This window comes from Streptomyces sp. CB01881 (assembly GCF_002953255.1).
Taxonomy (GTDB): domain Bacteria; phylum Actinomycetota; class Actinomycetes; order Streptomycetales; family Streptomycetaceae; genus Kitasatospora.
Window position 1 is genome coordinate 38,873 of record NZ_CP026498.1, and the last position, 19,766, is coordinate 58,638.

Annotated in this window: 23 protein-coding genes and 2 pseudogenes; 12 read left to right on the top strand and 13 right to left on the bottom strand. The window is 72.4% G+C overall.

Translation table 11 applies throughout. The features are described from left to right. Positions 1–216 precede the first annotated feature (216 nt). A pseudogene (locus tag C2142_RS00175) lies at positions 217–507 on the bottom strand (transposase); the annotation flags it as partial. A gap of 540 nt (positions 508–1,047) precedes the next feature. Here C2142_RS00175 and C2142_RS00180 point away from each other — a divergent pair. Together C2142_RS00180 and C2142_RS00185 are read left to right on the top strand one after the other, a co-directional pair. Continuing rightward, positions 1,048–1,482 (top strand): hypothetical protein, encoded by a 435-nt coding sequence (locus tag C2142_RS00180; protein ID WP_148640483.1) that lies wholly within the window; start codon positions 1,048–1,050, stop codon positions 1,480–1,482. Positions 1,483–1,679: 197 nt separating this feature from the next. Beyond that, entirely contained in the window at positions 1,680–3,032 is a 1,353-nt protein-coding gene (locus C2142_RS00185) for an SMI1/KNR4 family protein (RefSeq protein WP_148640484.1), read from the top strand. Here C2142_RS00185 and C2142_RS00190 read toward each other — a convergent pair. Together C2142_RS00190 and C2142_RS00195 are read right to left on the bottom strand one after the other, a co-directional pair. Continuing rightward, complete coding sequence (locus C2142_RS00190) at positions 3,001–3,270, bottom strand: hypothetical protein (protein ID WP_148640485.1); 270 nt, start codon at positions 3,268–3,270, stop codon at positions 3,001–3,003. The two genes, C2142_RS00185 and C2142_RS00190, sit on opposite strands and share 32 nt — an antisense overlap. A gap of 435 nt (positions 3,271–3,705) precedes the next feature. After that, complete coding sequence (locus tag C2142_RS00195; RefSeq protein WP_194235740.1) at positions 3,706–4,002, bottom strand: hypothetical protein; 297 nt, start codon at positions 4,000–4,002, stop codon at positions 3,706–3,708. 86 nt (positions 4,003–4,088) lie between these two features. On the opposite strand from C2142_RS00195, the gene C2142_RS00200 reads away from it, so the two are divergent. Together C2142_RS00200 and C2142_RS00205 are read left to right on the top strand one after the other, a co-directional pair. Continuing rightward, positions 4,089–4,250 (top strand): hypothetical protein, encoded by a 162-nt coding sequence (locus C2142_RS00200; protein WP_153882739.1) that lies wholly within the window; start codon positions 4,089–4,091, stop codon positions 4,248–4,250. A 68-nt stretch (positions 4,251–4,318) separates the two neighbouring features. Next, positions 4,319–4,429, top strand: a pseudogene (locus tag C2142_RS00205) (IS5/IS1182 family transposase); the annotation flags it as partial. A gap of 123 nt (positions 4,430–4,552) precedes the next feature. On the opposite strand, the gene C2142_RS00210 reads toward C2142_RS00205, so the two are convergent. Together C2142_RS00210 and C2142_RS00215 are read right to left on the bottom strand one after the other, a co-directional pair. Continuing rightward, complete coding sequence (locus C2142_RS00210; protein WP_148640486.1) at positions 4,553–5,014, bottom strand: hypothetical protein; 462 nt, start codon at positions 5,012–5,014, stop codon at positions 4,553–4,555. A 31-nt stretch (positions 5,015–5,045) separates the two neighbouring features. After that, complete coding sequence (locus C2142_RS00215) at positions 5,046–5,516, bottom strand: cupredoxin domain-containing protein (protein WP_148640487.1); 471 nt, start codon at positions 5,514–5,516, stop codon at positions 5,046–5,048. 333 nt (positions 5,517–5,849) lie between these two features. Here C2142_RS00215 and C2142_RS00220 point away from each other — a divergent pair, with 333 nt between their 5' ends. Together C2142_RS00220 and argG are read left to right on the top strand one after the other, a co-directional pair. Further along, positions 5,850–6,647: a hypothetical protein gene (locus tag C2142_RS00220; protein ID WP_148640488.1), complete on the top strand. Its 798-nt coding sequence runs from the start codon at positions 5,850–5,852 to the stop codon at positions 6,645–6,647. Positions 6,648–6,744: 97 nt separating this feature from the next. Further along, positions 6,745–8,190 carry an argininosuccinate synthase gene (argG, locus tag C2142_RS00225; protein WP_148640489.1) on the top strand — a complete coding sequence of 482 codons (1,446 nt, stop codon included), beginning with the start codon at positions 6,745–6,747 and terminating at the stop codon, positions 8,188–8,190. 147 nt (positions 8,191–8,337) lie between these two features. On the opposite strand, the gene C2142_RS00230 is transcribed toward argG, so the two are convergent. Next, complete coding sequence (locus C2142_RS00230) at positions 8,338–9,189, bottom strand: SAM-dependent methyltransferase (protein ID WP_148640490.1); 852 nt, start codon at positions 9,187–9,189, stop codon at positions 8,338–8,340. A gap of 201 nt (positions 9,190–9,390) precedes the next feature. On the opposite strand from C2142_RS00230, the gene C2142_RS00235 reads away from it, so the two are divergent. After that, positions 9,391–10,203, top strand: a complete 813-nt coding sequence (locus tag C2142_RS00235; protein ID WP_148640491.1) for an SDR family oxidoreductase — start codon at positions 9,391–9,393, stop codon at positions 10,201–10,203. A gap of 120 nt (positions 10,204–10,323) precedes the next feature. On the opposite strand, the gene C2142_RS00240 is transcribed toward C2142_RS00235, so the two are convergent. The 3 genes from C2142_RS00240 to C2142_RS00250 all read right to left on the bottom strand — a co-directional run bounded on the left by C2142_RS00240 (position 10,324) and on the right by C2142_RS00250 (position 12,294). Further along, positions 10,324–11,049, bottom strand: a complete 726-nt coding sequence (locus C2142_RS00240) for a DUF2071 domain-containing protein (protein WP_174315562.1) — start codon at positions 11,047–11,049, stop codon at positions 10,324–10,326. Next, positions 11,046–11,378 (bottom strand): metalloregulator ArsR/SmtB family transcription factor, encoded by a 333-nt coding sequence (locus C2142_RS00245; RefSeq protein WP_148640492.1) that lies wholly within the window; start codon positions 11,376–11,378, stop codon positions 11,046–11,048. The genes C2142_RS00240 and C2142_RS00245 overlap by 4 nt, the downstream gene beginning before the upstream one ends. A 154-nt stretch (positions 11,379–11,532) precedes the next feature. Continuing rightward, a complete protein-coding gene (locus tag C2142_RS00250) occupies positions 11,533–12,294 on the bottom strand; it encodes an SDR family oxidoreductase (protein WP_148640493.1) in 762 nt (253 codons plus the stop codon). A 146-nt stretch (positions 12,295–12,440) separates the two neighbouring features. On the opposite strand from C2142_RS00250, the gene C2142_RS00255 reads away from it, so the two are divergent. Further along, positions 12,441–13,019 (top strand): TetR/AcrR family transcriptional regulator, encoded by a 579-nt coding sequence (locus tag C2142_RS00255; protein ID WP_148640494.1) that lies wholly within the window; start codon positions 12,441–12,443, stop codon positions 13,017–13,019. Between the two features lie 133 nt (positions 13,020–13,152). On the opposite strand, the gene C2142_RS00260 is transcribed toward C2142_RS00255, so the two are convergent. The 3 genes from C2142_RS00260 to C2142_RS00270 form a co-directional block, all read right to left on the bottom strand. Continuing rightward, positions 13,153–13,845, bottom strand: coding sequence for an ester cyclase (locus C2142_RS00260; RefSeq protein WP_148640495.1), 693 nt, complete (start codon positions 13,843–13,845; stop codon positions 13,153–13,155). A gap of 189 nt (positions 13,846–14,034) precedes the next feature. Continuing rightward, the gene (locus tag C2142_RS00265; protein WP_148640496.1) at positions 14,035–15,315 is read right to left on the bottom strand and encodes a sigma-70 family RNA polymerase sigma factor; all 1,281 of its coding nucleotides are present in this window, start codon (positions 15,313–15,315) and stop codon (positions 14,035–14,037) included. A gap of 12 nt (positions 15,316–15,327) precedes the next feature. Next, positions 15,328–15,678: a YciI family protein gene (locus C2142_RS00270; protein WP_148640497.1), complete on the bottom strand. Its 351-nt coding sequence runs from the start codon at positions 15,676–15,678 to the stop codon at positions 15,328–15,330. 186 nt (positions 15,679–15,864) lie between these two features. Here C2142_RS00270 and C2142_RS00275 point away from each other — a divergent pair, with 186 nt between their 5' ends. Next, positions 15,865–17,340: an MFS transporter gene (locus C2142_RS00275; RefSeq protein ID WP_148640498.1), complete on the top strand. Its 1,476-nt coding sequence runs from the start codon at positions 15,865–15,867 to the stop codon at positions 17,338–17,340. Positions 17,341–17,419: 79 nt separating this feature from the next. On the opposite strand, the gene C2142_RS00280 is transcribed toward C2142_RS00275, so the two are convergent. Beyond that, positions 17,420–17,899, bottom strand: a complete 480-nt coding sequence (locus tag C2142_RS00280) for a hypothetical protein (protein WP_148640499.1) — start codon at positions 17,897–17,899, stop codon at positions 17,420–17,422. A gap of 172 nt (positions 17,900–18,071) precedes the next feature. Here C2142_RS00280 and C2142_RS00285 point away from each other — a divergent pair, with 172 nt between their 5' ends. From C2142_RS00285 to C2142_RS00295, 3 genes are all read left to right on the top strand, one after another. Continuing rightward, positions 18,072–18,533, top strand: a complete 462-nt coding sequence (locus C2142_RS00285) for an NTP pyrophosphohydrolase (protein ID WP_174315563.1) — start codon at positions 18,072–18,074, stop codon at positions 18,531–18,533. A 220-nt stretch (positions 18,534–18,753) separates the two neighbouring features. Continuing rightward, complete coding sequence (locus C2142_RS00290) at positions 18,754–19,374, top strand: restriction endonuclease (protein WP_346766352.1); 621 nt, start codon at positions 18,754–18,756, stop codon at positions 19,372–19,374. Positions 19,375–19,509: 135 nt separating this feature from the next. Continuing rightward, positions 19,510–19,704, top strand: coding sequence for a hypothetical protein (locus C2142_RS00295; RefSeq protein ID WP_241002288.1), 195 nt, complete (start codon positions 19,510–19,512; stop codon positions 19,702–19,704). Positions 19,705–19,766: the final 62 nt, after the last annotated feature.

Here is a 19,766-nt window from a genome sequence, read left to right on the forward strand (position 1 = left end):
GACCCGACCGAGATCTCGTGTAGTCACCTGGCAACCGTGGCGAGGAATCCGCCGTGACGCAACTGGTTATCGTGCCGTTGCACTGGCCGCAGCCGACCGCGGCCGGATCAGCAGCCTGCAGTGCACGGTGGCCGTGGCCTTGGTCGGGTTCACGATGGTGACCTGATCGATCGCCAGTTCCACCTGGGCCACGTGGCTGCCGGGGGCGGGGCTCGGTCATGCCGCCACCTCGGACCGCTCGACCAGGATGCCATTCTCGAAGCGGGCGCCGGAACGGACCAAGGCGACGAGGTGGGCGCCGGTGATCGCGCGCCATCGCGTCTGGGCGGACTCGACGAGCTTGAACATCGCGAGCGCGGCCGCCGGGCTGCCGGCGCCACGGGTGACCTTGGTGCGGAGCTTGACCGTCGAGAAGGTCGACTCGATCGGGCCCGTGGTCCGCAGGTGGATCCAGTGCTCGGCCGGGAAGTCGTAGAACGCGAGCAGTTCGTCCCGGTCGTTGCTGATGGCTGTCTCAACGATGACCACGGGTAACCCGAAAAAGTGAATGCGCTGACCAGCACTTCCACGCTCCTTGTCCCGTTAGGAACCCGCCAGACATAGCGGTCCGGAATTGGACACCGAAACGCGGAACCTACAAGGGACTTCGCGAAGGATCACCCTGACGAGCCGAAGTCAGTATCCAGTGCTCCTTGGCCTCCTGAGAAAGCCGGCGCACATTCGCGTCTGTCAGGCAGGTAAGGCAATTGGCCGAGCCGTCCGGTGCGCGCTCCGAACAGACCGCCGTTTCGATCGACTCCGTTGTATGTTCAGGGTGCGAGTCCTGCCGCGGCGGCGCGGCCGGTCTGATGTGGCTGAGCGTTGTAGGTGGCCTGTGGGCCTGTGAGCGTTTCAGTTGGCCCCGCTGAGTTCGTTGTTGGCCTCCGACGTGTGACTCGGCATGCCAACCGTGGTGTCGGCGACGAACCGGTCGCCCGAGACGGATGTCGATCTCGTGGTGTCGAAACTCGCATGCGCTTCCGCGGGGAATGTGCCACTCTCCGGCGCATGCCAGCTCGTAACCGCAGACTGCCACGCCACCTGTCGTGGCCGCTCACGCCGACGGACATCCGCGCGGTGCTCGGCGAACCACTGATGGACGAGGTCCATCTCGGCTTCGTCGAGCATCCTCAGTACGACAGCACGCTCCTGCAGGCCTCACGGAACCCCTTGACCACCTCGAACTACGGATACAACAAGTTCCCCGCCGAGTGGTCGCGCGTACGGATCACCATCGCCCCGCTCCCGGCCGGTGAACGGGCCCACGCCCGCGGCATCCTGCGTGAGCAGGCACTCCCCGAACTCCGGGACTGGGTGGACCGGATCCGACGAGCACCCGAATCGTGGAGCCTGACCCGCCACAGCCTCTCCTGGCGCGTCACGGGCCACGGTGTGGCCCGCCGCGAGGATGAACAGCCCTACCCTCCGGCCGAACCCGGGTGAGGCGGGTCGAGGACCCGCGGTCCGAGCGGGTCACCAACCGTCGGATGCCCTGCTGATTCAGCGACAGTTGTCGTGCCGGGCTGACCGACGAACCGCACGTCGAGCAGCGCCGTCGGCGACAAGTGACGTGCTGGGTCACGCAACGGCGTGCGGGGCCGACGGGGTCGGGTGTCCGAGCCCCCGGGTACGGTCTGTGTATGAATGATCAAGAGAATTCCACCTTTTCGATTCACGACTTTAGGACCTGGGAGCCCGTCCTGCGGCTCCTGCGGGCAGAACATGCGGAACAGCTCGCCGCCCCCGGCGGTCGCGTGGTGGGCCTCATCGGCCGGGGCGGCTGGAGCGTGCCCCTGAAGGACATGACGAACGACGCCGTGTGGCGGGTGCACCGCACTCTGGTGAAGGACGGCGTTGACGCTGTCACGTTCGCGGTGGAGATCGAGGCGGCGGGAAGGACCCGGCTCCGCATGCTCGAGTCCAGCCCGGCGGTGGAACCCGGCATCGCCCCGAATCCGGGGGCGCTTGTCCTGGTCGAGGACTCGCTTCCCGAGCCCTGGCGTCGCCTTCCCGATCCGGCGCCAGGCGCGGTGCCAGCGCCGTCGGCGGACCCGGCGCTGCTCGAGCGGACGCTGCGCGAGCGTCTGCCCAACGCCGTTGGCGCCACCGAAGCCGAGATCGCAGCGGCGGAGATGCGCCTGGGCGTCACCCTGCCCGAGGAGCTCAAAGCGCTCTACCGGGTGACACGGGCGGACTGGGCGGACTGGGTCGGTGACTACGAGGCGGCGAGCCGCCATTCCAGGGCGGTCGGCTGCGAACTCTTCGGCCTGGCAGGCCTGTACGTCGCCGAGGCGGCGACCCGCGAGTGCCCATGGCAGTTCGCGGCGTTGGAAGTGGTTGACACGCGGCCCTGCGCCGCCGTGCAGGGGCTGGCCGGCTCACCGGGCTGGATCGTCTTCGGCGACAACGGAGGCGGCGACCGGCTGGCCGTCGATCTGACGCCGGGCCCCCGCGGGCACACCGGACAGATCATCCTCATCTCCCATGAGCAGAACATCGGCGCCAAGCTCGTCGCCGACTCCCTCACCGACCTGGTGCTGGACCGGCCCGCCGCGCAAACCGGCAGCCTGGAGACTCACCCACCGGCCGCGGCTTCGGCCAACGCATACAGTCAGCAGAGCCTGGAGGACAGCGTCCACCCCGGCCTGGAAGTTCTGTCCATCGGCATGTCGACCAGTCAGCAAGTCAGCCTCGCACCGCTGATCGGGCTCCCACGGCTACGGACCCTCAGCGCCCACCCCGGCACGCTCGCCGACCCTTTGGAAATCACCGAGCTCACCGGGCTGGAATACCTGGAACTCGGGTCCCACGAGTGGCGCGTCCTCCTCGATGCCAACGTCGTCCCGCGCAGCCTGTTGGCGGCCGCCGTCAAGGCGCCCTACGACGGGGACCCCTTGGCCCTCGCTGACCTTGTCAACGAACTCCTCGCCCTGTGGGACCGGCCCCCGATCACCCGGACCGTCATCGAAGGCGACCTCGGTCCAGTGACCTAGAGGGCGTCTGTCGAGTGGCGATCATCATCCGGTCCGGGTGAGGTCTTTTCGAGTCGGGGTCGGTCAGGTTGATCTGGCCCTCGGGTCTCGCCGGCGGTGTGTACGGCTTCGGGGCGCCGCCGAAGCGGCGCCCGTCGCGCATCACTCCGTGGTCGGAGGCGGAGGCCTCGAACTTCGAGCCGTCGACGGCGAGCGGCGCCACCTCGACCAGGCCGGCCTCGGCGCAGGGACCGAGCACCTGGCCGAAGAGGTCAGCGAGGGCCCCCTGGTGGCGGACCCGGAAGCGGGCGATCGTCCGGCGTCGGGGGCCTGGTTTGCGCAGATCACCCTGAAGGCGACGTCCTCGCGGCAGCGGCGCTCGATCCCGCGCGAGCTTCGCTCACCGACGCAGGAGGAGTGGCGAGCAGGGGGGAGCATCGCCTTCGGCTCGTGGGCAGCCCGGCCGTGCCCATCGGAGTGACAGGGGCTGTAGAAGGGCTCGACGTGGAGCTGCTCGATCGCCTCGATCACGAACCAGGCGAGGTGGTCCTCGGGCAGCCAGCCGCGCAGGTCAGGTGGCTGCAGGGCTGCAGCAGCGGTTGGTCCCGATCGCATGCGAGGAAGTTCTGCGGCATGCCCGGATGGTCCAAAACGGCCTGGACAGCAAAAGTTTGTGCGACAGCGCCCTTGAGAATCAGGCGCCGGAGTTGTCGACGAACCCCAAGATATCGAGGTATTCGATTTTGGGCCGGACGCCATAAATGCCCGCCACCTTGTCGACGAGCTCCTCCGTGAAGAAGGAGCGGCCTTTCTCCTCGTCATCCCACACGTAGAAGTTCCTTGCCCGAACGCCGTCTTCGTCGAGCATGAAGCTCTTGAAGCGAAGGCCGGCCATGCCTTCAAACGGTCCGCGGAGTTCGCCGGCAATCTTTGCGAGAGTTGAACGATCGAACTTGTCGGTCTGCGTGAAAGTCACGAGCACGCCGATCATGGGGCCTCCTGTCGATTGGGTGAGCAACGGTCGATCGAGTGATGCTAGCGACGGAGCCTAGTACGCGCGGCCGGAAATTCTTGTGATTGGGCCGCGAGTCGGAGATGCGGCTCGCGGTCGGCGATGAGGGCCAGGAGCGCGTCAAGATGTACCTGCACGAACGCCCGCTCGAACGGGCGGGCGATTTGGCGCACATCATTCCGGCCAATACTTGCGGCCGCGCCTACCTGGCACGTATCGAGCCGTGATCAATGTGCGGGATTCCGCCCTCGCTCCGAGGTCTGATCAGGTGGATCGTCCTGCGTGACGCGAGTACAAGAGGGACCAGGCCGCAAACCGGGAGAACAAGGGTTCCAAGGGTGGCCGACCCGTCCGCCATGTTGTAGACCTCTGCAAGGAACGGAACACCGTCGAGCGCGTGATCAACAACCGCACCGCTCCTGGCAACCGACCGTCCGGACTCCCGGTGCGACAGCCGGTCCGTGCCCGACCGGAGGTTCCAAGGCCGGAGTCAGCCGTCCCGGCATGCCGGGACGGGGACGGCCGGGCGTCACGCCGGACCGGACGCCGATGTGCGGCCGGGCCCGCGCCACCGGCCGTGGCGGATCAGCAGGACGGTGAGGGCTGCCACCGCGACCGCCTGCGCCCAGGCGGAGGTGGTCTTGTCATGGGACCAGATCGGTTCGTACATGTTCGGCAGCGGCCCCAGGGCTCCGACGTCGACGTAGCGGTAGAGGAGGATCGCGGCGAGGCCGGCGGCGGCGGTCAGCCAGGCGAAGGCGTCGCCGATCCGGTGGCGCCAGAGCAGGACGAGAAGGACCGCCAGACTCGCCGCGGCGGCCTCGACGCGGAAGAGGGTCCCTTGACTGATCGTCGCCGTGACGGCGTCGTACTGGCCGGCGAGGCGGGCGTGCACGGCGGCGTCCACGGCCAGCCCGGCCGCCGCGAGCAGGCGCAGGACGACGTCGAGAGCGCGACCGTGGCGCACGGGGCCGGGGTCGGGGCTGGCCATGACGGATACCTCCGGGACCGGTGGGGCGGGGTCAGCTGACGGTGAGGGTGCCGTGCATGAACGGGTGGATGGAGCAGATGTAGGGGTGGCTTCCCGCCTGGGCCGGTGCGATGAAGGTCGCCGTCCCGCCGGGGGCGATGGTGCCGGTGTCGAAGGACTTGTCGCTCGCGGTGAGGGTGTGGGCGGTGGAGTCCTCGTTGACGACGGTCACCGTTGCGCCGGGCCGCACGGTGATGTCGGCCGGTTCGAACAGGAAGTTCTTGATCGACACCCGTACGGCGGCGTTGCTGTTCGCACCGGACGGCGACGCCGTGCCGGCGGGAGACGTAGCTGCCGGGGAGGCGGCTGCGGGAGACGTCGCCGCGGGAGAGGTGGCTGCCGGAGACGTCGCTGCGGGAGACGTCGTACCGCCGCCGCCCGATCCGGAGCTGGAGCAGGCGCTGACGGTGGCGGCGAGGAGCAGGGCGGCGCCGGCGGCCTGGAACAGGCGGGAAGTGGTCACTGGGCTCCGTTCGAAGGGGGGTGAGGAACCGTCGCACCGGCGGGGGCCGGTGGCGCGCTGCCCTCGTCCGGACGGTGGCCCCGCGCTGTCCTCGGAGCCACCGCCTCACCTTCGGCACGGCCCGCGCGGCGGCCGGGCCGCCCCCTCCGGGAAGCAGCGCCGGTTCACTCGCCCGGGCGACCGGGAGAGGTCCGGACGGCGGGCAGGGCACCGGACGGCGCGGGACCCGACAGGCGTCGCGCGGGCGCGTCCCGGGAAGGCCGTACCGCCGTCCGGGGGTGATGCGCCCTGCGGTCGGCGGGCTCCGCGCCACCGCGGTGCCACGATGTCGGCATGGCGACGCCGGACTGGTACCACCGAGAGATCCTGGACCCTGGGAAGCAGCCCCTGTTCTGCCTCCTGCTCGGCCTGATCGGGGCGTTCCTGTTCATCAGGATCAGCGTCCGGATGATCCGGGCGCAGGTGTCCTGGTGGCCGCAGAACGTGACACCCGGCGGGCTGCACATCCACCACGTGGTGTTCGGTGCCGTCTTCATGATCGTGGCGGGGATGGGGCTGGCCTCGCCGGCGGGGCACCACCGCCCCTGGGGCGAGGTACTCGGTGCGCTGTTCGGCATCGGCACCGCGCTCGTGCTGGACGAGTTCGCGCTGATCCTGCACCTGCAGGACGTCTACTGGTCCGAACAGGGCCGGCTCTCGGTGGACACCGTGGTCCTCGGCACGGCCGCGTGCGGGCTGCTGCTCCTCGGCGCCACCCCGTTCGGCGTGAGCGACGCCTCGACCGACGGCGCACCGGTCTCCGACTGGTCCTACGTCACCGCCATCCTCCTCAACGGGGCGCTCGCCCTGGTGACGATCGCCAAGGGGAAGACGTTCACCGGCCTGCTCGGCATCCTGGTGCCCCTGTTCGCCCTGGTCGGCGCCGTGCGGCTGGCCCAGCCGGGGTCGCCGTGGGCCCGCCGGTTCTACCGCGAGGGCAGCCGCAAGGCCGGCCGCGCCGTCGCGCGGGAGGAACGCGAGGGCTGGCGGCGCACGCTGCGGATCAGGGTCTACGACGCCATCGCCGGCCGGCCCACCGACGCCCGGCCCTCGACGCCGCCATCGAATCCGCCCCCGGCTCCACCGCAGTGACGGCGGCGGAGACGGGCCGGCCGGGCCTTCAGGCCAGCCGTGAGGGAGGAACACGGAGCCGCTTGCATGACCATGCGACATGATGCATACTCTTCCCATGTCCAAGGTCCTCACCTCCCTTCCCGCCGGCGAGCGCGTCGGCATCGCCTTCTCCGGCGGCCTCGACACTTCGGTCGCGGTCGCGTGGATGCGCGACAAGGGCGCCGTCCCCTGCACCTACACCGCCGACATCGGCCAGTACGACGAGCCCGACATCGCGTCGGTTCCCGGCCGTGCGAAGGCCTACGGCGCCGAGCTCGCGCGTCTGGTCGACTGCCGTGCGGCGCTGGTCGAGGAGGGCCTGGCCGCGCTCACCTGCGGCGCGTTCCACATCCGCTCCGGCGGCCGCTCCTACTTCAACACCACGCCGCTCGGCCGTGCCGTCACCGGGACCCTCCTGGTCCGGGCGATGCTGGAGGACGACGTCCAGATCTGGGGCGACGGCTCAACCTTCAAGGGCAACGACATCGAGCGGTTCTACCGCTACGGCCTCCTCGCCAACCCGCACCTGCGGATCTACAAGCCCTGGCTGGACGCGGACTTCGTGACCGAGCTCGGCGGCCGCAAGGAAATGTCGGAGTGGCTCCTCGCCCACGACCTGCCCTACCGCGACAGCACCGAGAAGGCCTACTCCACCGACGCCAACATCTGGGGCGCCACCCACGAGGCCAAGACGCTGGAGCACCTGAACACCGGTGTCGAGACGGTCGACCCGATCATGGGCGTGCGGTTCTGGGACCCGTCGGTCGAGATCGCGACCGAGGACGTGACCATCGGCTTCGACCAGGGCCGCCCCGTCACGATCAACGGCAAGACCTTCGCCTCCCCGGTCGACCTGGTGATGGAGGCGAACGCCATCGGCGGCCGCCACGGCCTGGGCATGTCGGACCAGATCGAGAACCGGATCATCGAGGCCAAGAGCCGCGGCATCTACGAGGCGCCCGGCATGGCCCTGCTGCACGCGGCCTACGAGCGGCTGGTCAACGCGATCCACAACGAGGACACCCTCGCCCAGTACCACAACGAGGGTCGCCGCCTCGGCCGGCTGATGTACGAGGGCCGCTGGCTCGACCCGCAGGCCCTGATGATCCGTGAGTCGCTCCAGCGCTGGGTCGGCACGGCCGTCACCGGCGAGGTCACGCTGCGGCTGCGGCGCGGCGAGGACTACTCGATCCTCGACACCACCGGCCCGGCCTTCAGCTACCACCCGGACAAGCTATCCATGGAGCGCACCGAGGACTCGGCGTTCGGCCCGGTGGACCGGATCGGCCAGCTCACCATGCGCAACCTCGACATCGCCGACTCGCGCGCCAAGCTGGAGCAGTACGCCGGGCTCGGCCTGATCGGCTCCGCCAACCCCGCCGTCGGTGCCGCCCAGGCCGCCGCGACCGGGCTGATCGGCGCCATGCCGCAGGGCGGCGCCCAGGCCATCGCCTCCCGCGGCGAGGTCTCCGGTGACGACGCGCTGCTCGACCGCGCCGCCATGGAGTCCGGCACGGACTGACGACCCGCAGGCGAAGGGCCCGGCCTGCCGGGCCCTTCGTCGTCTCCGCGTCTCCCGTGGGGACGGTGCGGCGCGGCGACCGGCGTTGCCGCCGGGCCCGGGGCATGGCACCGGGGCGCGGGGCGGCGGCACCGCGGCGCCCTGCGGTCACCGCTTGACGGCGACTCCGGCGTAGGCGGGGACCGCCTGCTGCCAGCCGTCCGGCAGCTCCTCCTTCGGGCGCCACAGCGGCAGTTGCACCAGCCCGGGGTCGGCCAGCTCGAAGTCGCCGAAGAGCTCCCGCACCTGGTCGCCGGTCCGCAGGACCAGCGGGGAGCTCGCCCGGCTGTAGATCCGCGTCGTCTCGGCCGCCGCATCGGCCGTCATGAAGTCCTGGGTCCCGTGCGAGAGGATCAGCAGGCTGCCCGGGGCCAGGGCGTCCCGCAGCCGGGCCACCGTCTCGGCGGCGCCCTCCTCGTCCCGGACGAAGTGCATCACCGCGACCAGCATCAGGGCCACCGGCCGGGAGAGGTCGATCGCCTCCTTCAGGCCGGGGTCGCCGAGTATCGCCTCCGGGTCGCGCAGGTCGGCGTGAAGGACCGTGGTGTGACCGACCGGGTGGTGGGCCAGCAGTGCGCGCGAGTGCGTGAGGACGATCGGGTCGTTGTCGACGTACACGACGCGGGCGTCGGGGGCCACCCGGTGGGCGACCTCGCCGGTGCTGCCCACCGCCGGGATCCCGGTGCCGATGTCCAGGAACTGGCGCACCCCCTGGCCGACCGCGAACTCCACCGCGCGGCCGAGGAAGTCGCGGTTGCTCTGCGCCGCGAGCCGGGCGTCGGGCATGACCTCGATGATCTTCTCGGCGGCCTCCCGGTCGGCCGGGAAGTTGTCCTTGCCGCCGAGGTAGTAGTCGTACATCCGCGCGGGGTGCGGGATCCCGGTGTTGAGCTCCGCCGGTGGCTGCCACTCCCCCGCCACCACCGACCACGGCCCGCCGGTCACCGCATCGTCCTGCATGAGCTCTCCCCGTACTCCGTGACGTCCAGTCACCTCATCCTAGCCAGGGCCCGCTCCGGCCCGGGAGGCCGGACTCCGGATGTCGGGCCTGACGCCGGACGCCGGGCCTGGACCTGACGCCGGACCTGACGCCGGACCTGACGCCCCGTAAGCATAGGATCCGATGGTCTGCGCACCACCGGCCCCACGGGAGGAACCCCCATGTCCGACCAGCGTGTAGTCGTCATCACCGGCGGCGGCACCGGCATCGGTGCGGCCACCGCCCGACTGCTGCGCGCCGACGGCCACCACGTGGTGATCTCCGGCCGACGCCCCGAGCCGCTGGAACGCGTCGCCCGCGAGACCGGTGCGGTCGCCCACGTCTCCGACGCCACCGACCCGGACGACGTCGAGGCCCTCGTCGAGGCCGCCGTCTCCAGGTTCGGCCGGCTCGACGGGCTCGTGCTCAACGCCGGGGTCGGCCGGGGCGGCGCGGTGGGGGACGTCGCCCTGGAGGACTGGGAGCTGGTGATGCGCACCAACGTCACCGGCCCGTTCCTCCTCCTGCGGGCCGCCCTGCCGCACCTGCTGCGGTCGCGGGGCGCCGTCGTGGCGGTCGCCTCCGTCTCCGCCCTGCGCAACGGCAGCGCCAACGCCGCGTACGCCACCTCGAAGGCCGCCCTGCTCCAGCTCTGCCGCTCGCTCGCCGTCGACTACGGCCGCGACGGGCTCCGGGCCAACACCGTCTGCCCGAGCTGGGTGCGCACCGAGATGGCGGACCGCCCGATGACCCGCCTCGCGGAGCGGGAAGGCCTGGCCGGCGGCGTCGACGAGGCGTACCGCGAGGCCACCCGGCTCACCCCGGCGGGCCGCCCCGGCGAGCCCGAGGAGGTGGCGGCGGCCATCGGCTGGCTGCTGTCCCCGGCGGCGGGTTACGTGAACGGCGCGGTGCTCACGGTCGACGGCGGGGTCACCGCCCTCGACCCGGGCACCACGGCCTTCGATTTCCGGATCGAGCCGCGCCGCCCGCACTGACGGCCGCCCGACCCGGCCGCCGCTCGACCCGGCCGCCGGGGACCGGCCCGCCCGGCGCTGACCCGCCGTCCGGGCGGCGCGGCAGGTGGCTCGGACGGGGGTGCAGACCACCCGGGCGGCTCAGGCGACGGCCATGGCCGGGAGCGGGCGCCAGGCGACGGGGACGTTGCGCATCACCAGGGCGCAGTCGAGGGTGGCACTGCCCGGGGGAAAACGGTCCGGGTCGTCGAAGAAGGACGACGCGGCGGAGCGGACGCGGCCCGCCTCGACGTGCCAGGCGCCGGTCCGCAGCTCCATTCCGTCCAGCCCGTGGTTCGCCCTGGTGGCCGACCAGCCCTTGGCACCGTCCTGGAAGAAGCGGGAGGCCTCCGCGAGGCCGGCGAAGAGGCTGCTGCCGTGCAGTTCGTCGACCAGGTCGACGGTGACGTCCGCCCGGGCGGCACCGTCCCGGGTCGCGAAGGCGACGTGCACACGGTCGGCCGTCTCGTGGACGTCGAAGTCGGCCCGGCCGTACTCCCCGGGGAAGATCCGGCCGCCGGCCCAGGCGTTGACCCGCGAGGCGGTGTCGCGGCGCGGGATGTAGACGCCGGTCTCGGTGCCGTCCGGCCCGTCCCACTCGACGGCGATCCGGTGGGCCGCGTTCTCGCTGCGCAGCCCGAACGCCCGGGGCGCCCAGCCCGGCCGGACTCCGCCCAGCCGCAGCAGGCAGATCCCCGCGACCGCGTGACCGTTCACCAGCTGCGGGCGCAGCCCGCCGGGGAGCAGGCGGGCGGCGGCCTCCGGGGCGATCCGGTAGTTCACCAGCAGCCGGCGTTCGACGACGCTGGACAGGTTCGGTTGTCTCATGCCCCCTCCTTCTGAGCACCTGAGCGCCACTTGGTGTGGCGCAGCACGATCTGCTCGGGGCAGACGGCGCTGAGGAAGCGGCCGACGGAGGTCGCCAGGCGCTCCTCGACGAGCGAGTAGAGGATGCGGTTGCCGTCCCGGCGTTCGGTGATCAGCCCGGCCCCCTTGAGCACGCCGAGGTGGCGGGAGACGGAGGGTGCGCTGATCGGGAACCGGGCCGCGATCTCGCCGGCTGCCAGCTCCCCGCCCCGGAGGTCCTCCAGGATCTGACGCCTGGTCGGGTCGGCGAGTGCGCGGAAGACGCCCGCGTCGTCCTGAGCTTCTGTCACGCCCTCATATTTAGCACCTTGGCTAAGTAGCTAACAAGTGCAGCCGACTCGGCGGGAGCCCCCGAAGCGGCACGGAGCGGGCGGCGCCCGGCCCGCGGCCCCGGACCTGCGTCACGCCTCGGACCTGCGTCACACCTCGGACCTGCGCCATGCCTCAGACCTGTGCCATGCCGCCGTCGACGAAGAGCTCGACTCCGGTGATGAAGCTGGAGGCGTCGCCGGAGAGGAAGGCCGCGGCCTTGCCCATCTCGCGGGGGTCGGCGATCCGCCCGGTGGGATTGCCCTCGCCCATCCTCCGTACCGCGGCGGGGACGGCGTCGGCGCCCTGCGCCATGGCGAGGGCGCTCCGCAGGGACTCGGTGTCGACGGCGCCGGGGCTGAGGACGTTCATGCGGATGCCGGTGCCCTTGATGTCCTGGATCCAGGACCGGATGAAGGCGCGCACCGCGGCCTTGGCGCCGCCGTACAGGCCCATGCCGGCCGGGGGCTGGATGGACGCGGTCGACCCGATGATGACGACCGTGCCGCCGGGCGGCAGCAGCGCGATCGTCGGCTGGACGGTGAACAGGACGCCCTTCGCGTTGACGCCGAAGGTCCGGTCGAACTGCTCCTCGGTGATGGCGCCGAGCGGGGCGTGTGCGCCGATGCCGGCGTTGGCCACGACGGCGTCGAGGCGCCCGTGCCGTGCGATGACCTCCTGGTACGCCGCCTCCATGTCCGCAAGCCTGGTGACGTCGGCCACGATGCCGGAGCAGTTCGGGCCGATCGTGGCGACCGCCTCGTCCAGTGCACCCCGGTGCAGGTCGGTGATGACCACGCGGGCGCCCTGGTCCACGAATTCCCGGGCGATTCCCAGGCCGACGCCGGATGCGCCCCCGGTGATCACAGCGACCTTGCCTTCGAGCGGGAATCCCATCGTTCTCTCCTCAGGGTGAATGCGCCCGCACCGCACGGACGCCGGCGGGATGCGCCTTACACTCAATAAGTGGAGGCGCCCCCGGTTCTGGGATTTAAGCGGAGGCGCCTCCACTTAGCAAGTGCACCAACGACGAAGGAGCCCCCATGACCACCGGCACCGGACGGCCGCTGCGGGCCGACGCGCGGCGCAACCGGGAGAAGATCCTCTCCGTGGCCGTGCGCGTCTTCGCCGAGGAGGGGCTGGACGCGCACCTCGAACGCATCGCCAAGGAGGCAGGCGTGGGCTCCGGCACCCTCTACCGGAACTTCCCGACCCGGGAGGCGCTGATCGAGGCCGCCTACCGCAACGAACTGAGCCGACTGTGCGACGCCGCCCCCGACCTCCTGGCGGCCATGCCGCCGCGTGAGGCGCTCCGCGCCTGGATGGGACGCTTCATCGACTACGCAACGGCGAAACTGGGGATGGCCGAGGCCCTTCGCGCCGTCGTCGACTCCGGCGTCAACCCCTACGCCCACAGCCGCGAGCTGATGATGACCGCCCTCACCTCGCTCCTGGACGCCGCAACCGCCGCCGGGACGATCCGGTCCGACATCAGCGCGGGCGACATGTTCGCGGCCCTCACCGGTGTCGCCCTCGCCTCGGGAAGGCCCGAACAGCGCGAGCAGGCCGAACGGCTCCTCGACCTCGTCCTGGACGGACTCAGGTACGGAACAGCGGGCTGACGCCGCAGGTGGCAGGGCCGGCGGACGGTCGTCCGCCGGCACTTCCGTGGCGGCGATCACGACCCCGCAGGTGGCAGGGCCCGTCCCGAGGTGGCACCGGCGGGCGCACGGCCGGCGCGACGCGGAGGAACGGTCAGCCGGGCATCATGCCCATCTGCCGCATCATTCCGACGCCGTCCCAGCTCCACCAGCCCTCCTTGACCATGCCGTCCTCGAAGCGGAACACCGTCATCCCGGCGGCCTCGATGGTCTTGTTGCTGGCCGGCATGCCCATGAACTCCCCGATGTGGGTGCCGCGCCAGACCCAGCGGGTCGCCACCTGGTCGCCCTCGGCGATCTGGGCCTGGATGTCGAAGGTGAAGTCGAAGGCCGTCCGGTAGCCCTCGATCATCTGCCGTACGGCCGCCGGGCCGACCGTGTCGCCGTCCATCGACGGGTCGTGGTCGCGGTAGTCCGGCGCGAGCAGCTCGTCGAGTGCGGACATGTCCCCGCTCGCGGGGTCGACCAGGAGCCGGCGGGCCGCGGCCTTCTGGAGCTGCTCGTCGCGGACCAGGTCCAGGTTGGTGAAGGTCGGCGGCTCCTGACAGAGCGCGACCATCTCGCGGAAGATCCGGTCGGTCTCCGGCAGCCCGGAGTTGCGCATCGCCGCCTCGTAGGACGGGAACTCGACGATCTCCACGATGTGCTGGGCGTCCGCCCGGTCCGCACCCACCATCGCGTGGGTGGCGGTGCGCCTGCCCTGGGTCTGCTCGATCCAGGTGTCCATCAGCCGGTTGAGCTCGTCCGGCCGCTCCGTGCGGCACTCGACGATCTGTACAAAGGTCATCGCAGACCTCCCGATCACTCCCCCTGCTGGCCGCCGTCCGCGATCGCGCCGCCTTCCACTCTCCTCCTGCCGCCGCCCCGTCACCACAAGAAGGCGCCCGGCCCGCAGACCGGGCGGCCAGGGGCCGGGACGGGCGCCCAGGGGCCGGACGGGCGCTCCCCCGGCGGCTGCTCCGGCGGGGCCACCGGCTCAGCCGCCCTCGCGCGGCCCCAGCTGCCGGAGGCGGCCGGTCAGGAAGTCGCGCTCGACGGTGTTCTCCGTCAGCAGCAGCGCCTCCTGGTAGGCGAGCCGCGCCTCCTCGGTGCGGTGGAGCCGGCGCAGGAGGTCGGCGCGGGCGGCGGCGAGGTAGCCGTAGCCGGCGAGCTGCGGTTCGGTGGCGAGCGCGTCGAGTGCCGCCAGTCCGGCGGCCGGGCCGTCGGCGAAGCCCATCGCCACCGCCCGGTTGAGGGCCACCACCGGTGACGGCCAGATCCGGACCAGCAGGTCGTAGAGGGCGACGACCTCCCGCCAGTCGGTCTCCTGCCAGCTCGGCGACCCGGCGTGGACGGCGGCGATGGCCGCCATCAGCGCGAACCGCCCCGGGGGCCTCGGGCGCAGGGCCTCGCGGACGAGCGCGAGGCCTTCCTCGATCGCGGCGCCGTCCCACCGCGTGCGGTCCTGTTCGGCGAGCAGGAGCAGCCGGCCGTCGTCGGCCGAACGGGCCTCGCGGCGGGCGTCGGTCAGCAGGATCAGCGCCAGCAGCCCGGCGACCCCGGAGTCCCCGGGCAGCAGGGTGCGCAGCATCCGGGCCAGGTCGAGGGCCCGTTCCACGAGGTCGCGGCGGACGAGGTCGTCGCCGGCCGGGGCGGTGTGCCCGGTGGTGAAGAGCAGGTGCACCACGGTGAGGACGGCGTCGATGCGCTCGGGCAGTTCGTCGGCGGGCGGTACCCGGTAGGGGATGCGCGCGGTGGCGATCTTCTTCTTGGCGCGGGTGATCCGGGCGGCCATGGCCGGCTCGCTGACGAGGAAGGCGCTGGCCACCTCGGCGGTGGTGAGGCCGCACAGCAACCGGAGGGTCAGTGCGACCTTGGCCTCCTCGGCGAGGGCCGGGTGACAGCAGGTGAAGATCAGCCGCAGCCGGTCGTCGGGGTACTCCTCCGTCGGCGACGGCTCCGGTGCGGGGCCGTCGGCAGGATCGGCGGCCGGGTGGGCGGCGGGGTCGAGGAGCTGCGGCAGCGACCGGCGCAGGGTCGCGTCGCGCCGCAGCCCGTCCAGTGCGCGGTTGCGGGCGGTCGTGGTGAGCCACGCCCCGGGGCGCTGCGGGATGCCGCGCTCGCCCCACACCGTCAGCGCCTTCGCGTACGCGTCCTGCACGCACTCCTCCGCCAGGTCGAGGTCGCGGGTGACGCGCGCGGTCGCGGCGAGCACGAAGGCCCACTCGCGACGGTGCGCGTCCGCGACCGCGGCGGCGACCACCGGGTCCGTGGCCATCGGCGGCCTCCGTCAGTCGATCACCCGGACGGGACGCACCTCGACGCCGCCGCCGAAGTGGAGCGGGACCTGCTTGGCCAGGCCGATGGCCTCGTCGAGGTCCGCGGCCTCCACCAGGTAGTAGCCGCCGAGCGCCTCCTTCGTCTCGGCGAAGGGCCCGTCCGTGACGGCGAAGCCGCCCGACCCGTCCTTGCGGACGGAGGTGGCCGTCTCGGTGAAGTGCAGGGCGTTGCCGCCGAGGACGGCCGTCGCGTTGCGTTCCTGGAAGGCGCGGTGGTCCTCGTGCACCTCGGCCAGGGTCTCCTGCGGGGCGGCGGCCCAGGAGGCCTCGTCCCCGTAGATCAGGATCAGGTACTGCGCCATGGTGTGCTCCCCTCTCGCTCGGGCCCGCCGTCCGGGCCCTCCACTCGTACGACGTGCGGCACCCGCCGGGATCGACAGCGCCCTCGGGGTCATCTTCCTGCGGCCGGTGTCGATCCGGCCTCCTTCCGTCCGTCGAAGGAGTGAGACCGGAAACCCGTTCCCCGATCCGCAGAGGATGTGGACCCCATGTCTCACGACGACTTCCCCCGCGCGCCCGCCGCGGCCCGGCCCCACCAGGCGTGGACCCTGGTGCTGGCCTCCCTCGGGTTGTTCATGGTCGCCCTCGACACCCTGGTGGTGACGACCGCCCTGCCCGTACTCAGAGCCGACCTGGGCGCGAAGCTCACCGACCTCGAATGGACGGTGAACGCCTACAACCTGGCCTTCGCGTGCCTGCTGCTGACCGGCGCCGCGCTCGGCGACAGGTTCGGCAGGCGGCGCGTGTACGCCATCGGAGTCCTCGGCTTCGCCGTCGCCTCGGCGGCGGCCGCCATGTCCGGCTCCGTCGGAGCCCTGATCGCCGCCCGCGCGGTGCAGGGCGGCTTCGCGGCGATCGTGATGCCCCTGACGCTCACCCTGATCAGCCAGGCCTTCCCGGCCGAGAAGCGCGGGATGGCCATCGGGCTCTGGGGCGGCATCGCCGGTCTGGCGGTCGCGATGGGACCGGTCGTCGGCGGGGCCATCACCAACGGCCTCGCCTGGCAGTGGATCTTCTGGCTCAACGTCCCCGTCGGGCTCGCCCTGGCCCCGCTCGCGCTGCGCCGGCTGACCGAGAGCTTCGGCCCCAGACCGCGCCTCGACCCCGTCGGCCTCGCCCTGGCCGGTACGGGCTTCCTGGGCCTGACCTGGGGGCTGGTCCGGGCGAGCACGGTCGGCTGGGGCAGCGCCGAGGTGCTCCTCTCGCTGCTGGCCGGGACGGCCCTGGTGACCGGCTTCCTCGCCTGGCAGCGGCGGGCCCGCAACCCCATGCTCCCGCTCGGCCTGTTCCGTCTGCGCGCCTTCTCCACGGCGAACGGCGTCAGTTTCTTCATGTACGCCTCGCTGTTCGGCGCGCTCTTCCTGATGTCGCAGTTCCTGCAGATCGGGCTCGGCAACTCTCCGCTCGCCGCGGGCCTGTGGATCCTCCCCTGGACGGCGACCCCCATGGTGGTCGCGCCCATCGCGGGCGCCCTGTCCGAGCGCTTCGGCAACCGCCCCTTCATGGCCGCGGGGCTGGCACTGCAGGCGGCCGGACTCGGCTGGGTCGCCGCGATCGCCGCCCCGGGCATGGGGTACGCCCAGCTGAGCGTCGCCCTCACGGTGGCCGGGGTCGGAACGTCGATGTGCTTCCCGACCGTCGCCAACGCGGTGATGGGCTCCGTGCCACAGCAGGAGGCCGGGGTCGCGTCCGGGACGAACAGCGCCATCCGGGAACTCGGCGGCGTCTTCGGTGTCGCCGTCCTCGCGGCGATCTTCACCGGGCCGGCCGTCTACGGCTCGCCCGACGCCTTCGTCGACGCCTTCAGACCCGCCCTCGGGGTCGGCGCGGGCCTGGCGGTCGTCGGCATCGTCTCGGCGCTGCTCGCGCCCCGGCGCGCAGGAACGCCGCGGGAGGGCGGACCGGGCCCGGCGGGCCGCCCCGCCGAACCCCCGGCCGTGCGGACCGTACGCACCGGCGCGTGATCCCGCCGGCCCCGCCCGCGTCCGTGCCCGTGTCACCGTCCTCGTCCTCGTCCGTGTGGTGTCCGGACGGGGGCGGGGGTCAGTCCCCGGAGGAGCCGAAGATCCCGACGTGGGTGGGCCGGCCGTCGGTGTGGAGGAGCACGTAGCGGCCGGTCCAGCGCATGGTGTGCTCACCGTTGAGCGTCGTGTCCGGGCCCGGGGTCCAGCGCAGGAGGGCCTCGTGGGCGCGGGCCGTCGCGGCCTCGTACTGCTCGACGGTCGGGCGCTCGGTGCCGAAGTGGTGCACCAGCCGCTCGGGGGCCAGGGGGCGCAGCGTCCCGTAGTCCGCGCCGCTGCCCATGCCCGGGGGTTCGGTCGTGGCGACGACGTGCCGCACGTCCAGGATCGAGTGCGTGCCCGCCTCGGCCATGTACTGCTCGTCGGCGTAGAGCTCGGCGCGGCTGCCAAACATGGCGCCGTCGCCGTAGAGCTCCTGGAAGACCTCTTCGTGGAGGGCATCCAGGGTGGCCTCCACGCTCCCCCGATACGGTGTGACGTACTCCCACGTACTGCCGCCCATGACCGCTCTCCCCTTCGTCCGCGCTCAGTGGGGGCAAAGCTAGCCTGCGGCACCGACAACGGCGGCGGCCCCCGGTACCCGGGCCGCGCGCCACGTGGACGGGCGCGGCGTGGACGGACGCCGAACGGACGGGCGCCGAGCGGACGGGCGCGGCGTGGCAGGCTTGCGGGCCATGAGCGCGAACGATGCGGGCGGGCCCGGCGGGCGGATGCCGCTGCTGGTGGTGGACGCCGCCAATGTGGTGGGTTCGGTGCCCGACGGGTGGTGGCGGGACCGGCAGGGGGCGGCGGAACGGCTGCGGGACGCGCTGGCGCACGTCGCGCGGAGGGGGCTCGCGGACCACGGCGGCGCGCCGGAACGGTACCGCGGCGGACCGCTGGAGGTGGTCCTGGTCGTGGAGGGCGCCGCGCGCGGGGTCACGGGAGTCCCCGGGGTCGAGGTCGTCGCCGCGGCCGGCAGCGGCGACGACCGGATCGTCGGGATCGTCGGGGACGCCCTGGCCCGTCGGCCACAGCGGGACTGCCTTGTCGTCACCGCGGACCGTGGCCTGCGCGCCCGCGTCACCGCCCTCGGCGCCGGCGTCACGGGCCCGCGCGCCGTGTGGCCCGCCCGGTCCGGGACGCAGACCGACTGAGGGCGGACGACCGGCGGACGGCTACCGATGACCGGCGGGAGAACGCCGACGGGCGCCGCCGGTGTGCTCCCGTACGCGTCTGCTGTGCCGGCCGTGGCGGCTGGTGTCATGGGGTCCTTCGTCTGGCAACCGAGTCGGAGGGGACCGGGTGGGATCACGCAGGCCGCCGGCACGTCGGGGACGGCCGGGAAAGAACAGCGGTGGTGAGTCTCTCGTCCTGTTGCTGTGCGGCGCCGTGGTCGTCGTCGGCCTCGTGCCGGCGTTGCTCCGGTGGCTGTTCGCGCACTGGTGGTTGCCGCTGCTCCTGTCGGCGGCCGGTGCGGCCGTCGGCGTGGCGGTGGTCCGGGGCCGACTGGCCCGGGCGGCCGCGGCGCGCGAGCGGCGGCGCCGGCTGCGGCTCGCGCTGACGGGGCCGGGCGGCCTCGACCAGCTGGGGCACCGGGCCTTCGAGTTCGCTGTACGGGACCTCCTGCGCCGCGACGGGTGCCGCGCGGAGCAGGTGGGCGGCGGCGGCGACCAGAGCGCGGACGTCCTGGCGACGGACCCGCTGGGCCGCCGCTGGGTCCTCCAGTGCAAGCACAAACAGGACCCGGCCGGCGGCTCGGCGGTCGGCGTCGGCGTGCTGTACGCGCTGGTGGGCACCAACGAGCGGGTGCACCGGGCCCAGGTGCCCGTCGTCGTCACCAACGGCAGGTTCACCGGCCCGGCGGTGAGGTGGGGCCGGGAACAGGACGTCGTCCTGGTCGACCGCGAGCTCCTCGGCCGCTGGGCGGCCGGCGGCCGGCCGCTCTGGGAGCTGCTGCCCCGCGTCCCGGCACCCCGACCCGGTCGGCACCACTGATCCGGCCCGGCTCTCCCTCCGCAGCCACGCCCCACGCACCCACCCACGCCCCCACACACCACACCCCACCCACCCATGCAGTCACACACCCACGCAGTCACATGCCCACGCAGTCACCAGAACGGGGACACACCGTTGACCATCAGCACGTCGGCGGCACTCGCCGTCATCATTCTCATCCGCCTCAACCGCCGCACCGAGGCCCGCAGCCGGGCCGACGAGCGGTTGATGGCCTTCCTCTGCATCGTGCTCGGCGTACTCATCGCCGCCTCGCCGTGGGGCCGGACCATCCTCCGGCTCGTCGGCGTGGTGACCCAGGCAACCCTCTGAGGCCGCCCCGGCCCGGCGCGAGGGGCGCTGCGGGGCGGTTCCCCCGCTGCGGGGGGCGCCGC